At 33.8% G+C, this 16691-nt stretch carries 15 protein-coding genes; 1 reads left to right on the forward strand and 14 read right to left on the reverse strand.

What is annotated here, in order from left to right:
• From EHQ49_RS01295 to EHQ49_RS01360, 14 genes are all read right to left on the reverse strand, one after another.
• Positions 1-1342 (reverse strand): class I tRNA ligase family protein (locus tag EHQ49_RS01295; protein WP_135575605.1); only part of this gene is annotated, 1342 nt, incomplete at its 3' end.
• Positions 1329-1970 carry a lysoplasmalogenase family protein gene (locus EHQ49_RS01300; RefSeq protein ID WP_135575607.1) on the reverse strand — a complete coding sequence of 214 codons (642 nt, stop codon included), beginning with the start codon at positions 1968-1970 and terminating at the stop codon, positions 1329-1331. The genes EHQ49_RS01300 and EHQ49_RS01295, both read right to left, overlap by 14 nt.
• Positions 1971-2540 (reverse strand): GNAT family N-acetyltransferase, encoded by a 570-nt coding sequence (locus tag EHQ49_RS01305; RefSeq protein ID WP_135575609.1) that lies wholly within the window; start codon positions 2538-2540, stop codon positions 1971-1973. It abuts the gene before it with no gap.
• A gap of 1 nt (position 2541) precedes the next feature.
• Positions 2542-2877 (reverse strand): hypothetical protein, encoded by a 336-nt coding sequence (locus EHQ49_RS01310; RefSeq protein WP_135575611.1) that lies wholly within the window; start codon positions 2875-2877, stop codon positions 2542-2544.
• Complete coding sequence (locus EHQ49_RS01315; protein WP_167482977.1) at positions 2874-3950, reverse strand: FAD-dependent oxidoreductase; 1077 nt, start codon at positions 3948-3950, stop codon at positions 2874-2876. Before EHQ49_RS01315 ends, EHQ49_RS01310 begins: the two co-directional genes overlap by 4 nt.
• A 1-nt stretch (position 3951) precedes the next feature.
• Positions 3952-4284, reverse strand: a complete 333-nt coding sequence (locus EHQ49_RS01320; RefSeq protein ID WP_135575615.1) for a cupin domain-containing protein — start codon at positions 4282-4284, stop codon at positions 3952-3954.
• Positions 4281-5576, reverse strand: coding sequence for a SidA/IucD/PvdA family monooxygenase (locus tag EHQ49_RS01325; protein ID WP_135575617.1), 1296 nt, complete (start codon positions 5574-5576; stop codon positions 4281-4283). Before EHQ49_RS01325 ends, EHQ49_RS01320 begins: the two co-directional genes overlap by 4 nt.
• Before the next feature lie 504 nt (positions 5577-6080).
• Positions 6081-7931 carry an ankyrin repeat domain-containing protein gene (locus tag EHQ49_RS01330; RefSeq protein WP_244241292.1) on the reverse strand — a complete coding sequence of 617 codons (1851 nt, stop codon included), beginning with the start codon at positions 7929-7931 and terminating at the stop codon, positions 6081-6083.
• Positions 7932-8122: 191 nt separating this feature from the next.
• Positions 8123-11107, reverse strand: a complete 2985-nt coding sequence (locus EHQ49_RS01335) for a TonB-dependent receptor (RefSeq protein WP_135575621.1) — start codon at positions 11105-11107, stop codon at positions 8123-8125.
• Between the two features lie 106 nt (positions 11108-11213).
• The gene (locus tag EHQ49_RS01340) at positions 11214-11783 is read right to left on the reverse strand and encodes a hypothetical protein (RefSeq protein ID WP_135575623.1); all 570 of its coding nucleotides are present in this window, start codon (positions 11781-11783) and stop codon (positions 11214-11216) included.
• Positions 11784-11829: 46 nt separating this feature from the next.
• On the reverse strand, positions 11830-13593 hold the full coding sequence (locus EHQ49_RS01345) for a hypothetical protein (protein WP_135575625.1): 1764 nt from the start codon (positions 13591-13593) through the stop codon (positions 11830-11832).
• Positions 13594-13755: 162 nt separating this feature from the next.
• Positions 13756-14013 carry a hypothetical protein gene (locus EHQ49_RS01350; protein ID WP_135575627.1) on the reverse strand — a complete coding sequence of 86 codons (258 nt, stop codon included), beginning with the start codon at positions 14011-14013 and terminating at the stop codon, positions 13756-13758.
• Between the two features lie 49 nt (positions 14014-14062).
• Positions 14063-15085 carry an endolytic transglycosylase MltG gene (gene mltG, locus EHQ49_RS01355; RefSeq protein ID WP_135575629.1) on the reverse strand — a complete coding sequence of 341 codons (1023 nt, stop codon included), beginning with the start codon at positions 15083-15085 and terminating at the stop codon, positions 14063-14065.
• A 45-nt stretch (positions 15086-15130) separates the two neighbouring features.
• Positions 15131-16216, reverse strand: coding sequence for a UDP-N-acetylmuramate dehydrogenase (locus EHQ49_RS01360; RefSeq protein WP_135577657.1), 1086 nt, complete (start codon positions 16214-16216; stop codon positions 15131-15133).
• A 50-nt stretch (positions 16217-16266) separates the two neighbouring features.
• Between EHQ49_RS01360 and EHQ49_RS01365 the strand changes: the two genes are divergently transcribed.
• Positions 16267-16629, forward strand: a complete 363-nt coding sequence (locus tag EHQ49_RS01365; protein WP_135575631.1) for a Spx/MgsR family RNA polymerase-binding regulatory protein — start codon at positions 16267-16269, stop codon at positions 16627-16629.
• Positions 16630-16691 lie beyond the last annotated feature (62 nt).

Consider the following 16691-nt stretch of genomic DNA (forward strand, 5'->3'; position numbering starts at 1 on the left):
CAATCTTTGTTCTTAGAATTTGTTTTTGAATTTTATTCAAAATTTTAATTAAGGATTTATTATTATTCAATTTAATGTCTTTTCTTAACATTTTAATATAAGTCAATTTACTAAAATCTTTAGAATCAAATTTTTTGGAATTCTCTAGAACTTTAAAATTAGAAATAAAATCTTTAATGTTTTTTAATTCTTTAATCGCTTCAAAATAGACATTTAAATTAAAATCTGTTTTATTAGAACAGTAGAAGTGATATAAAGAAAATCGAAGAAAACTGGAATTAAAATATGTTTCGACTTCCCCAATAAATATAGCTCTATCTCTGCTCGTAGAAAACTTTTCGTTACTAATTGTAAAGAATGGTTGGATATTCACCGTAGAACGAATTTTTTTTAATCTCAACAGGTTTCTAACCAAAATATCTGATATGGTAAAATGAAAGCGGTTATCTTGACCCATAAAAAAATACAAATCAATCTTAACTTTCCGAATTGTATTAAAGAATGAATTTATAGAATTTAAACGTAAAGATTCAAATATTCCTGTATAATATGCCCATACGGCTTCAAACCACAAAGGAATACTTAAATCACTAACAGAACTGTTTTTGATTTTTAATCCAAATTTGAAGATTTTTGTAATCTCTAAACTAGAAAATTGATTTGATCGAAGCCATTGGATTGCCAAAGATTTAATTCTTTTTGGCCAATTTTGTTTATTAATTATCCTTTCTAATTTATCATTTTGATTTTTAAAATTAATAGAATATGATTGTGACGGTCTTAAAACTAATTTTTCTTTCGACTGATAGTGCTTAGGGTTGATTAATTTAATATGTTGAATTAGTTCGCCACAATTTTCACAAGTACCAGCATCCGTTTCTTTTCCACATTTATAACATTCTCCAATAGCTAAAGAATCAGATATAAAGGAATCTTCTTTTTCTGAATACAATTGATAACTATCATTCATAGTTACTTTATTTGACTTTTTTAAATTTTCCAGTATAGAGTTACTCATATTGGAATGAGTTTCAGAAGATGTTCTAATGAATTGATCCATTTTAATACTCAGAAAACTAAGACTTTTATGAATACGATTCGTATAAAAATCCAAGGATTCAGTAAGAGGAACATTATTTAGGAATGATTTTTTTAAAGCATACGTATTGTTCTCGTCTGAACCTGCTATCGTAATTACCCGAGAAGACGGATATAGTTTTTCAATCACTCTACTGAATATATCGGCCGGTAAATATACACCGGCAATATGACCAAAATGTAAATCGCCATTTGCACAAGGAGGTGGCAAATAAACCACCTTTAACGATTTATTCTTTTTCATTTCTTAGAGACCCGAATACCAAACAAAACTGAGCAGAAAAATAAGTGAGTAGAATCGTAGCATTCCAAAAAGCAGAGATGATATGATTTAAGCGGATATAAGCAAGCAGCGTATCAGAAAAAATAAATAAGGTTGCTCCGATATAAAGTAAAAAATATTTTTTGTCTCTATTTGAAAAAACAGCATATCCCATAGACATCAAGGCAAAGATATATATGATTACAGGAATCACTAAACTTTTATCTACTTTAGTTATAAACAAAGTAATTGCAAAAATTCCATAAACACAAAATCCAACAATACTCGATATCGAAATCGTATTTCTGTTAAGGAATATATAAGTATATATTCCTTGGGCTACAATATATAGTATCAAACCCAAGGAAAAAAGTTTTGGGAACAACAAACAAATGTCACCAAACAAAATTAATACCAACGTTATCAAAAAGAATGAAAATTTATTATCAAATAACAAACTCTTTCTATATTTAACTAGATAACCAATTAAAATTAGTGTTGGGATAATTTTTGTAGGAATTAAATTTGATCGATCAGTTAGTATTCCATCTAATAGAATATGACCTAATACAGAAAAAAAGAATAGAATTGTCCAAATATATTTTTTCAATTACAAAACTCCTGTTTGAAAATATGTATTAATGTGTTTTTCAAAAAAAAGGATTTCTTCTTTATTAAATCCTTGTTTCAAATTCCTTTCAAAAATATGAATACCGCAATGAGCATTTCGAATAAATGCTACTGCCGGTAATATACCAAGAAAATTCAAAACTCGTTTTGTAGCTCTGAGACTTGCTGTGTTAGATTCTAAAACGAAAGAAAATATTTTATCTTTTCCTAAAGAAGAAGCAACTTTAATGATACCAAGTAATAATCGCGCTCCGATTAAACTCTTTCTATGAATACGTTTTACATAAACTCCCAACTGGCAAAATTCACTGATTTCCGGAGCTAATATAAATTCACCAATATGAGCAAATCCTCTAATTTCATTATTCAACTTTTCGATAATCAAGGATTGATTGTTAACTTTTTCTATCAGCCAATCAGGTGGATGATTAACATCTAATTTACTTTCATAGGCAACTGAAGGATTTTCATCGTCAATACATTCATTATAAATTTCAATTATCTCATTTAGGTCAGTACGATTACCAAATCTAATTTCAATATCATTCATATTAATTATAATCCTCTAAATGGAGATGGTAGAAGTTTTTCTTTGAAAAGCTAAGCTCTTTAGTTGGCCAAGAATCGATTTCAAAAATTTTATTTAGATTCATTTTTTGGAAAAATTCAACCAGTTCAAAATCATGGTCATAACAAGATATAATAAGCACTGTATAAATTTTTTCTTCTCTTAATGAATGGATAAATTCATTTAGAAATGAGAATATCACACCCTCACCAACTTTATTAACTAATTCTAAGTCGAACATAGCAGTTTTTTTAGCTATCTCTGATTTTGAAATAGGTCTTATGTTAAATTTAAAGTTTTCTACCGATTGAATCGTCATATATTTATTGTTATGCCTTCTTCAGGATTTATTTCCGTTTCGTTCCAGATTTCTTTTGATAAAGTATTAAAGTTTGCGTATTGATTTTCTAATATACTGAAAATATATTTTTTTGCTAAGGATGGAGCATATTTGAAGCCACTTCCATTCATCGGTGGTACCGAAAAAATGTTTGTACCCTTATTAAGGGAAATTAACTGATCAATTGGAAAGTTTTTATAGTGAGGATTATAGGAATCGAATCCTATTGATTTTAATTTTATACTTTTAAAAACCTTATTCGAAAAGTTGAAATTTTTATTTATTAGTTGAAATGCCAATGTATTTTCTTCGGCGCTAAGTTTCGCACAGTCCAAATGAATTTTTTTGGCTTCTATATAAGATTTGATATCAACACATAACAAAGATCGTTTAAATTGATTAATATATACAAAACTGTCTAATTTAGGACAGACATGTAGCCCTGGTTCACAATACAAATCTTTGGAATTTAATTCAAAGATTGTGATTTTTTTTGTTAAAAAACTTTTGAATAACGAACTAAACCACGGACCTATTGCGAATATTATTTTTTTAGTTTTTAACCTATGTTTATTGGATATTGAAACAGTGACAATGTTTTCAATTTTTGATTCCGCAATGGTTAAATTTTCGAAATCCTTTATATAGATTAATTTTTGTTTAATTATTTCATGATTTAATTTTCTTAAAACGTCATGAGAATCTAATTTATACCCCTCGCCAGCGTTTATTTTTGATAGCGATGAATGATTAGAAAATAAGGATTGATCTGAATTTTTATCTTCTTCCTTTTTTTCATTTATATAACTATAGACTGAAAATGCTTCTAATTTGTTTTGTAGTAAATTTTGATAAAAATTTATAGATTCGTGAATATAATTTGAATTAAAACTACCTATAAATTGTACAAATGCTTCTGATCTATAACTTGAAGAAATTTTTTTAAAATTTCGTTTTCCGATTAAACAAACTTTAATTTTGTTTTTGGCCGCGAAATGTGCCATTAACTTTCCAAATAATCCATCACCGATGATTATTAGATCAAAATCCATCCTATGTTTGTTTCCACCAAATTGAAAACAGAATACATTCTTCTGTTTCATTATTTGTGAATTCATGAAACTCGTGGGGATCAGTGTAAATCATATCACCATTATTAAGAACCAAAGTTTGATTATTGATAGATGCACTTAAACGTGATCCTTGAAATAATATAAATATTTCTGATTCGTCGTGGTTGTGTTTTTTTATAGTCTCACCACATGATATTTTAGTAATTGCCATCTCAAATGGGGCCTGGTTTAACTCTGAAAAAAGATTATTAATTCTTGTTGCCCATACACCATAATCTTTTTCGAAAAGATATTCTTTTGATTTTAATTTCATTTACTGATTACTTCTTTTAACATTAAACTTTTTGCAATGATATTGGCTCTATTGGCTATTACGCTGATAAGCGAATCTGATATTCCATGGCTACTCTCGGAATACCCTTGTAAAAATATTTTTGAATTCGATGGAACATTGAATTTTACAGAGTAATCGCGATTTAATTCAATTTCACCATTATTCTTTTGTTCTAATAAATCATTAAATCCGATGAAGTATTTATTTTTTATGAAAACTTGGTCATAACCAGTTGATAATATAATATAATCAACTTCTTCGATTTTGTTATTTCCTGTTAGTTTATCTTTATATGTTAGATTTATTTTATTATCACGTGTCCTTTCCACTTTTTCTATTTCAGTCATTGAAAGGATAGTTGCTTTATCACTCTTTTCAATATGACGCATATGATATAATTTTGTATAAATTTCTTCTATTAAATCGGAATCAACGACAGAATAATTTGTATTAGAAAGATTATTTAAAATTTCTTTCTGATAGTTTTTTTCTAACTGAAAGAATATATCAACAAATTCAGGGTTAAACACTTGGTTTCGAAAAGGAGAGGAATCAGACGGATTATAACCATATCCTCTAATAAAATTATACAATTTTACATTTGAACCCATGTTCTCGATGAGATGGTTAAAAATTTCGGCTGCACTTTGACCAGCACCGACGATTGCCACTTTGCAAATTCCATCTTTTTCTTGTTTTGTTTTTTCGAATAAATCTGTAGAAGTAAATTTATCAGAATGTATAATTGATACACCATCATATTCATGGGAAAAAATTTCTGGTATTTTGGGACTTCTTCCAGATGCCAGAATAATATTCTTTGCATCTACATTAAATTCTTCATTATCAATTATATAATTAACATTAAAATATTGAATTTCTCCAGATTTGACCACTGGATTAATTTGTTTGATATAGGAATTATAAATAACATAATCAGAGAATTTATTGGCGGCCCAAGTCAAATAATCATTAAATTCAAACCTTGACGGACAACTAATATTAAGATTGATAAAGTCTAATAACCTTCCGTTTTCATTCAGATAGTTTATGAATGTAAATTTGCTACACGGATTGATAAGTGTTACTAAATCTTTGAGAAAATGGATTTGTAAATTTGTGTTTGGAAGCAACAAGCCAGGTTGCCAAACAAAAGATTTCTTTTTCTCAATGAACTTTACTTTTTTGTTTTCAAATACATTTAATTCATGCATTTGAATAGCCAAAGCTAAATTAGATGGGCCGAAGCCTATACCTAGTATGTCTAACATGATTTAAATCTAAATTCTTTAATTTAGATTTAGAAAAGATTTGGTATATAACAAGAAATAAAGAAACAAGAGCAGCAAAACTCCAGTTAAACTGGCAAGAGAGATAAACGTATTTTTTAAATTTAGCATATTAATTTTCATCCAAATCAATAACTAACAATAATTATCTGTTAGTTTATTAATTATTCTTGATACTAGGTTTTTTATGACCTAATTTGTCAATTTTTTTTTGTATAAGTCTTCCCGATCGCTTCATTCACTGATTTTAAAGATGAATACTATACTTTAAATTAACAAAGTTTTGACTTTAATTTATATAGATTATCTTATTTTGGTATATACCAAAGTTTTAAATCGTTAAATATAATAGTTTCTAGGAAGAAATTGGGAATCGGAAAGATTCAAATTACCTATTAGCCAACATTAGTCGACAAAAAGAAAGAAGTTCCTGAATTCATTTTTGCTTTTTTAAGGACAATCTGTACTTTAGGAGAGATTGGAAATTTAATTTATCGGTATTCCTAAACTCTTTAGATTTTGATTTGAATCGACTGGTTCTATTTCTGCTCGCAAATTTCTGCCTTTTATCCCTAGAGAAAGAGGATTTTTAGGGTTTGGGAATTGATTTCGAGATCTGGACAGAGTTTTAGTCAAAGGTTCTAACAATGTAAAAATTTGTATATGCCCTCTAACTTCCGATAAACGAAGGGCATTCCAACCATCCACAGTAAAATCTGTATTTACTTGATAAGAAATGAGTGCTTTCACTGCATCAGTACGTCCAAAATAAGCAGCATACAACAAAGCAGACCAGCCTTCGTACATTGCATTTGGATCTGCGCCTTGATTTAACAGGGAAATCGCTTCCTTTTCATTTCCCTCATAAATGGCAGTTATCAAAGGTTTGCCAAGCGCAGGATTGATTTTTACTTTATCCGGTTGGGGTATAGAGGCTTCGGTAGGTGCAACTATATTGGTTTCGTTTTTTAATGAGGATACCAAAACAATCTCCAATTGATCAGCCAAACCAGTTATATCATTGACCCAACCAAATCTGCCATCCGGCAAATGAAAAAAACGAGCGGCCGATCGAAAATAGAGTCCATTACCAGGACCAAAACTTTCTGGTTTAGAAATGATAGTCCCATCTTTTTGAATGATACATGCTTCCAAACCCATCTTTGAAATTTTTGGAAACCATTTATCTTTGTCGTTACCGTCATCTGTCATCCACATAAGAAACAAATATTCTTTTCCAAACGGAACAATTCTTGGGATTCTTTCTCTTTGTTTACTAGTATTTGTTAAATAAATAGGTTTAGAAAGTATCCCATTACTTTTAATCAATAAACCAATGTCGTAGGATGACCGGTCAATATTAGAATCAAAAGTAATCCAAGTTTGCCCATCCCGTGAATATAAGTCTCCGGTGGATATAGGTACATATTGGTAAGTTTCATTAGGTCCAGCTTTCGGAACAACAATTGGTAACTCACGTTTCCGCAACGGAAAACTATCAACAACTAAACCTCTTGGATAAGCATCTCCAACAGTTACCATTACTAATTGGTTTCCATCGTTAATAAACCTTGGTCGAAAACTATGGCTCACATTCCAGGTAAAACCTTCTGGTGATTTACCATCAGATTTTAAAATTCGTTTGCCGCCATGATCAAATAAAGCCAGATATTCGCTTTGGTGGGTGACCCCATCATCCCACTTTCGATAGGTTGAAAAGTAAGTCGCATAATTATTGTCAGCTGTTTTTATTAAAGTTAGAGTCCCGAATACTGTGTCGATACCCTGATCGCCAACCTTTTTATACTCTTTTGTACCCACTATTTTAGTACTGAAGATTAAATCACCAGAAGTTGTGTATTGGTTGATATAAGCAGAATGAAAATTTTTAGATTCAGAATTTCTTTTTTTCTCAATATCGAATGCGGATAATAGAACAGTTAAACCATTGGAATCTGCGATGGTATCTTCAATTCGAAAGTTTTTCAGACTTACCAACTCTCTTAATATTTTAAAATTTGAGTTTAGACTTACTATTCTTCCATTGGAATCACCATCATTGTATGCTAGAAAATAATTATCTGAATTTATATAAACTAACTTGGGTGCCGGTATTCCATCTGACATCGCATTCGTATAAGAAGTGGGTGCAGCGGTAAAATAAGAATGGTCTGAAGGTATTTTTACCGAAATTCGTTCGGTTCTTTCGGCGATTTTCTTAAGATTCAAATTGAAATCAGAATCAGCAGAAAGAAAAAAGAATGGAAAGAGTAAAAGATAGATAGAGACGAATACAATATTTTTTAGAATACTGATATTTTTAAGATTACAACTCACATTCATTCTTTTTTTCATTGCAGAATTTTGGGAGTTTCATTAAAGAAAAACAAGAAAGAAATTTCTAACGAGGATGATTTGAATTCGTTAACTGAATGATGTTCAAGGCGAGTGATCCGGCAAAATCATGACGGATCAGGATAGAACGATTTTTAAATAATAGACCCCACAAAAGTGGGGCCTTTGTTTCCTTAAAACTTATAGCCCATTGACATCGAAAATGAAACCCCTTCTCGATAGGATCGGAATAGTTTCTCTTCATTGAGTAATTCATCTTTAACATAAATTCTAAATCTTTGATCTGTTACGTTCTTTGCCGCAAATTTAAAATCCAGTTTATCATCCATTTTGTGTGAGAACACAATGTCAGTTAATCCAACTCCGCGTTCATAAGCATCAGGAGTTCCGTTTGCCCCAACAACAAAGATTCGGTCGCCAAAGTAGTTATAGTATAAACCTATCGTAGTTGTCTTTAGTTTGTTCAAATATACATCAAACTTCAAATTTGCTACAAAATCAGACTGACCTTGTAACGGTCTGCGAATGTTTGTTGGATCATAAGAAAAACTTCTATCAATAGGATCTAACAAACCAGCCTTTGAAATAGCAAACTGCTCCCAAGAGACAACATTTACGAGAGATTTGATAAAAAACACGTTAGTTTCAAATCGAAATCGATCAAAAAATTCTCTTCGGAAATCTAGTTCCACACCGCGAATAGTTGCGCGACTTGCATTTGCGTAAGTAAAGAAAGGTGATATCTGCCCCGCAACTGGTTGTCCAATCAACTCAATTGGATTGGAAAGATCTTTATGAAATACACCGGCACCAACATAGTTTGCTCCACCCATAAAGTATTCATATCGAAAGTCAAAGTTATGGATGTAAGTCCTTTGAAGGTTTGGATTTCCTCGAATTCGATCTCCACCAAAATATGGCGTGAACGCAAAAGGAGACATTTCACGAAAATCTGGTCTAGTCAGCGTTTGTGTATATCCAAATCGTAAATTTTGGTCCTGAAGAAATTCATAAACGAAATTCACACTTGGTAGGACGTCCTTTGTTCTAATTTCACCAACACCGTTGTTGTCAGCAGAACAAATGTTATTCTTTACTAATAGGATTCTTTCTCCTTCTGAACCTGTATCACAACCATAACCAGGTCGTCTAACATCGAATTGTTCTTTTAGGACAAATGTTTTTACTTTTTGGTAAGAATCCTCATAGCGAGCTCCACCAATGAATCGAAATTTTGGAAATAATGGAACATCAAATTGAGTAAAGTATGAATGTAACTTTTGATATGCATCATAAGCATTTGGTTCTACTTGTCTTTCTGAAAAAGTTCTATTTGCAAGACCTGTACTATTCGTTCGTAAGAATTCTAAAGGATTATAAACGATTTCCCCAGGTACAGGATATAAGTCACTCGTAGTTGATCCTATATTTGATTTGGATCCAAATTCTCGAAAGGTAAATGATTTGAAGCGATCCAAAGCGGAACCACCAAATTTAAATGAAGACTTAAGTCCGTTCCATTGGTCAAAAGGAACTTCATAAGCAACACTAAAACTTCGAACAGTATCATTCGATGTGGAGTAAAACCTTGAACCATCAGGGTTATTCCCTAACCTAGTTGGAACAGTAGTTACCGGACTTGTTTGAGGTCGGCGCCATACTTGTTGTGTTAAGTTCGGCTCATCTCGTTTAGCTTCTCCATAGTTCACTTGCCAATCAAGTGTATGTGGCCTACTCAAAGAACCTAAGTTAACAGCATGTTTTCCCCCAAAACTGGAGTTAAACAACTGTCTACTAATGAAGTCATTGGTTTGAGAGAAAAATTGAAAATTATCAATGTTATTGGTTCCGACTGATTCTCGAACTGATTTTTCTGAAGAAACTGAATAAAAATTCTTTAAGAAGAATTGTTGGCCACTCATTGGTTCATAAGCAAAGTTTAAATTGTTTCCGAACAAACGGTCTTCAACATAGATATCTGCATCTTGTGTCTGCAATGGTGATACAGTAGTTAAATCTTTAACGGATAAAGAAACAGGATTTCCTGGAATGTATCTTATATCTTTTTGACGTCTAAAACGATAGTCTACTGAATGAGTAGTACCAAATATAACACCTAATCTCTGTCCTGATTCCGTTAACTTAAAAGTATTTCCAACAGTTAAGTTAAAGTTTTTGTCATACGGCGCTTTCGTAGTGTCTGGTGTCCATTGTGAAGGAAAAGAAGTAGCACCGATATTGATCAACGTAGGATTAATACCACCAAAACGACTTCCTGGTTCAAAAGGTAAAAAATCCGGAACTGCTTTTACCGCAGAAGGAAGTTCTTGGTTAGAAGTTGGCCTTCCCAAAAAATCTCCACCTTCAAATGTCTGCCATTTCTTCCGAGTTGTATTTCCGTTATAACCGACTCCGAATCCAACTTTCATAGTAAATTCATCTGGATATTCTTTAGTTTCAATTTTAACAAGTCCACCAGAGAATTCTGCAGACTCTTCCGGTACGAAAGTTTTTATTACTCGGATATTCTTGATTAAATTTGCTGGGAACAAATCCAACGGTACAACCCTTTTGTCAGGTTCTGTAGAAGGTATATACGCATCATTCAAATAGGTAGAGGAATATCTTTCACCCAAACCTCGAACAAACACATACTTACCACCAATCAATGTAATCCCCGTGACCCTTTTGATCACATCACCAGCAGATGAATCTGGTGATTTTTTAATCGATTCTGCACCAATTGCATCGGATACTGTTGCCGATTTTTTCTGTACTTGAAGTAATGAAGCGTCCGATTCATTGATCGCTCGATCTTTAACTTCTACGGTTTGTAACACTTGAGCACCAAATGTTACATTCATTTGACTGGGTTTTCCGGCCCCTACAACGATCGTTCTATTTTGAGGACCGTAACCATACATTTGGTATTCAACTTGATAAGTACCTGGAGGAAGTTCGAGAGTATACTTTCCGTCAAAGTCAGTCTTTGCAAATTTTTTCTCTGATCGAACAACGATTGTAGCACCAAATACTGGCTCTCCGTTTTCTGAATCAATGATAGTTCCTCGAATTGAGCCATTACTTTGAGCAAAAAGGCCAATAGAAGTAAATAGAATCAGAGTAGGCAGAATGATTATCTTCTTTATTAAGTTCATAAATTCCTTCAGAGCCAAGCTTATAGAATTTACTGATACGTAAATGAAAAGGGATTTGAATTGAGTTACGTTTACGTGAACTAATTATTACAAAACGATTACATCATTAGGGGCCTAAAACGCCAATTTTATAACCTGAATTTGTTTGAAAGATCATTTTGATTTGCTGGATAACGACTAACTTTCCTTCAACCTTCAATTGAATACTCTTGGGTTTATATCCCATAAGACTTCCATATTGTCTTGGTTTTTCCCATACGATTGAATTGATCTGGAATGTTTTTCCTAACAATATTTTTGAGAGTTCAGTGAGTGCCATTGTTTCTCTTTCTTCTAACATTTTCTTGTATTCGAAAAGAGGAGTTGTATCCAACATTGTGCCCGATCCTTTGATATTTGGAAATAAAACTGAAAGTTTTTCATTCCAAGTCACATAATGTTTTTCTGGCTTTCCAAACTTAGATATTTCTTGTAGGAAATTTGAAACGGCGAGTTCTTTTGTTTTTGAAGATTGCTCCCAATCTTTTGGATTAGCTTTGTAACCTTCTATAAGTTTGTGATCTTTTTGGATTTGAGAAATAACTTTTTGGTTTTCTTTCTCCATCTCCGCGCGCCAATCATCACGTTCGCAAAAACTAAAAAATAAAAGAAGTATATATAAAGGAAAATGTTTCATATAATACTTAGTGACCCATTGGGTCACTAAGTAAAGTTTTAATCAACTATCTTGCTCGATAAACAGTCCAGCTCTTAAACCAATCAGTAGTAGCACCACCAATGTAAGTTCCGGAAAGTGACGAGATTGTTTTATAATCTGGTTTCGAATCTCCAAAACCACAATTCGCTGTTGATCCATCAGATGTGATTGGGGTAGCAGAAATTGTAGTAGAACCAGTAGGCGTGATCGCCGTAGTTTTTCCTGTTTCATAGGCTAGATTAGAAATCGTACCCGTTACTGCTGGAAAAGTTCCCGTTGTTGAAGTACTTACGGCCGCTGCATCAGCAAATCCATAAATGATCGCTCGGTTGATTGTTCCGGCAAATCCTTCACGAAGTCTCATTCCTTGACCTGCAGGGATATTTGCTCCAATTAAAGTAACGTTTGTGATGGTTGGATTTGTACATCTGTTTAAAGATCCAGAAGCACAAGATGAACCAGCACCACTTGTTGCATCAGTTCCATCCATTTCAAAACCATGTGGATCTGTTGAAAAAGAACCACCGCAGGAAGAAGGATACTTATGACCAATTAAATTTGTCATTGTTCCAGTAAACGCTTCATCCAAGTCAAAGTCATCGTCTAGTCCACCAGTTGCTAGAAGATTAGACCAAGTTCCTGAACCTCCCCATGCTTCAAATCCATCATCAAGACCTCTATGAACTTGCACGTGGCTCAATACTGATTTAGATGCGTAGATCGAAAGGTTATTTAATTCGTCACCTGGCGCAACTTCGTTTCCTGCAAATTCAACAATGTTGTATGATAAGTTTAAGTTTTCAACATCTGAACCAAGTGCTCCACCATAACCTTGAGGAGTTGTACCTTCAGTGTTAGATGCACGTGATGCACCACTAGTTCCAATTACAACAATACCACCCCAATCGCCAGGAAAACGAGAACCGAGTGCACTTGCTGAAGACCAACAAATTGGATCAGCTGCGGTTCCATTGGCAACTAACTTGGATCCTTGTTTAAAGAAAATAGAAGATCCTCTTTGGCCAAAAATTGCCGTACCAGGAGTTACAGTAATCGTTGCACCTGTTTCTACAAACACGGTACCTTGTAATAAGATTCCACCAGACCACGTCTCTGATCCAGAAATGGAACCAGATTTAATTACTGGACCACCCAAAAGACGATTACCATCGCAAACATTTTCTCCGATAGTCGGGCTCACGATAGGATACTCACCCTTAACAAAAATGTTCACTGATTTTATAGTTACAGAATAACCAGCTGCGGTTACAGGGAATGCTCCCACATTAGTTCTGTTAGTTAGATCAATATTAACACCAAGTGCACCATCACCTAATGAGTTAGTGAAAGCACTTCCAGCAAGAGCTGTAACAGTTGAACAAGAAGTTGTATTATCTGCACCTACTGCTTCTACAGCGGATAAAGTGAGATTCCCTGTTAGTGAGTTTAATCGAAAACTTAATACGAATTCACCGTCAAGAGCGCCTGCTCCCGCTGCAGCTACGTATGAGTTTGTTTGACAGGTAGTAAAGTCAGAAAGTGCTGATTGCCCACTTGATAAGATTCCGCTTGTGTCAGAAACAGTAACTTTTCCGTCTTTTATCGGTAGTCCACCAGAAGTTTTCAAAGTTCCTGTTAACACCACCGTATACTCTGGTTGGTTTAACAAAAATGCCAAACCAGCGAAGAGAAGTGAGTTATCATCCTTCTTCTTTTCACAATTCACCGCAGTTAAGCCCATCATTGCTATGATAGCCAAAACTAGGCTTTTATTGATAAATTTTTTCATTTTAAATCCTCTTTCGAAAAACTCGAATTTGTTTGGCTAGCGGGTCTTCCCGAAAGGGGTTCGTAAAAATTCTCCCTCTAGCTACAGGAAACTATGTTCTTTATTTGTTACAAGGGAATGACAAGCCGGTGAAGGTTGTATGAAGGTTTGGTTAAAGGAGGATTAACGTTTGATTCGTTGTAAGATTTTTACGAGGTTACTTTTGATTCGGCGGATTTGGTCAGGAGTTAGTTGGAGGTCTCCTTTTTCAGCTTTTTCAATAACAAGTTCTGCTTTTGTAATAAAGGTAACTGCTTCTTCATCAATTGCTTCTTTTGATTTTTGTTTTTCTCGGTAGGCATCTAAAACCTTTTGTACGTCCAAAAGTTCTTTAGAAATCCCACCGATCGTTATGTTCAGTTCAACTATGTTTTCATCCATTGTAGATTAATATTCGATACTATAATTGTTAACTTAAACGTTCTTGTTGTTATTGATATAAAACATCTATAAATTTCTTTTTTGCATCCAAATGTTCTTTGAATGTCGCAGAAAAATAATGAGAACCATCTGGTTTTAATAAAAAGAATAACTTATCTGATTTTACTGGTTTGAAAGACGCTTCTAAGGCCGGTAAACCAGGATTAGAAATAGGTCCCGGTGGCCATCCGCCATTGATGTATGTATTGTATGGAGATACAATTTTTAGATCGGATTCAAAGAGTCTTTTTTTGGGTTTATCAAATAAATATTGGATGGTCGCACAAGATTCCAAATTAATATTTTTTTCAATCCGAGTGAGAAAAACACCTGCCATCATTGGCCTTTCTTCTTTTCTTACAGCTTCTCTCTCTACAATTGATGCAAGAACCACACGAAAATGTAGGTCGGCCGGTTTGATGTCTTTTGCCTCTGGAATGGATTCTAGTTTTTTATAGAATCGTTTGATCATCATCTCTGTGATTCTTTCCAAAGGATAATTCAAAGGAACTGAATAAGTTTCAGGAAATAAATATCCCTCTAATGTTTTTGCTGGAATATTGTATTTTGTAAGTAATGCCTGGCTTTGAGCCACTTTCAAAAATTCTTCTCTGGAGATGGCGAGTTTTTTGGAAACCAACAAGTCTCCAATCTGACGATTGTTATATCCTTCTGGAACAGTAAAATTAACTAGTTTCACTTTACCTGAGATGATGACATCTAGAATTTTACGTGAACTCATTCCGTCATTGATGTCATAAACACCTTGTTTGATTTTATTTCCGGCCCTAGTAAACTTCATTAAATAATTGAAGTATACGGACGATTTAATCATTCCTGCAGCAGCTAACTCTCTTACTACACTCGAAGATGGTTCTCCTGAATCGATGATGAGTTCATATTTATTTTGACCATCGCCCACTGCCCCACCTTTGATTTCGTCGACAACGAAAAATCCAATTAAGGCCAAAACCAGCAGTAAAGAAACACCAAGTCCTGATAGAATCAGGTATTTTTTAAGTTTCGAGTTCATTCCATCCCCATTCTCTTTGTTATATCGACAATTACCAAATCTTTTTTAGGGTCTTACGACCGGTTCCATTTCCAATCGAACAGAAAATTTTTCAAATACACTCCGTCTGACCGATTCGGCCATTTCCAGTAGTGCAGCTGTTGTTCCTGCTATATTGATTAGACCCAAACAATGGTTCTCTGAGATACCCACCCCACCCGGATATTTCGTTCCTTTTTGAATTCCTGAGTTTTCAATAAGCCACGCTGCAGAAATTTTTTTAAATCCCGGTGATTCCGGATATACCGGCGGGTTTTCAAAACCAAGATCTTCTGCGGTTTTCAAAAATTGTCCGGTTTCCTCATCCGATAAAATGGGGTTAGTAAAAAAAGATCCCGCAGAACGAGTGTTTGGATCATTTTCATCCAACACCATAGACTTTTTCTTTCTCAGTTGAATCACTAAACTTCTCAGGGTTTCCATTTGGAAACTGCGAAGTTCCAGACCAGATATCTCTTTCGAGAGATTTTCAGATTTGTATTTTTCCCATGCTTTTTGTACTTCTGGGTAACGCAAACTGGGTGCAGCTATTTTTGACAATTGAAATGTAACAGAAATTACAATATAGTCTTGGTAAATTCCCGATTTAAACTCACTATTTCGATAACGAAACTTACAATCTTCATTGGAAATAATTATAATTTCACCAGACGGTTTCATACATTCCACTTTTAAAATAGAATCTTTTACCTCTTGGCCATAAGCACCAATATTTTGAATGGGAGATGCACCTACAGAACCAGGAATTCCGGAAAGGCACTCAATTCCAGCTAATCCTTGTTTTACTGCATATTCAACAAAATGATCCCAAGGTACGCCTGCCCCAACTTGAAAAATTGTATGGTTGTCATCAGTATCTAAACAACGAATACCTGGAATTTGTATTTGAAGGACAACTCCCGGAAATCCAGAATCTCTGAATATGGTATTGGAGCCGCCACCCAAAATCACAAAGGATATGTTTTCAGTTTTGCAGAATGTAAGTGCCTTTCTGAGATCTTCTGTGGTCTTTATAGAAATTAAAAATTTTGCTTCACCACCCAGACGAAACGTCGTAAGCGGAGCCAAGGGAATACTATTTTGGACAAGCATAGTTCCAATAAAAAGTTTCCGCAAAAATCGTAAGTAAGAAAATCAGTCTTATGAGTCATTCTAATCCCAAAGTTTACGAATATTCTGGATGTAGCACCTGTCGCAATGCCCTCAAATATTTGAAATCCAAAAAAGTAGATTTCAAACAAATTCCAATCCGGGAAACCCCGCCAACGGTGACAGAGTTAAAAAAAGCAAAACAATACTTAGGTGATATCAAAAGACTATTTAATACCTCAGGAAAAGATTATCGAGAAGGAAATTGGAAGGAAAAATTAGGGACCCTATCGGAAGAACAAATTTATAAAGAACTTTCTGCTAACGGAAATTTGGTCAAACGACCTTTTGTTGTAGGAGAAGGTTGGTTTTTAGTCGGGTTTAAGGAAGAAGAGTGGAAGGGGAAATTGGGATAGTTTACGCGTGAATATGGATATCCCCGCCCTGATTAGGGAGGGGAACTAGACCCGCCTCCCAA

Origin of the sequence: Leptospira perdikensis, assembly GCF_004769575.1 — a bacterium.
GTDB classification, from domain to species: domain Bacteria; phylum Spirochaetota; class Leptospiria; order Leptospirales; family Leptospiraceae; genus Leptospira_A; species Leptospira_A perdikensis.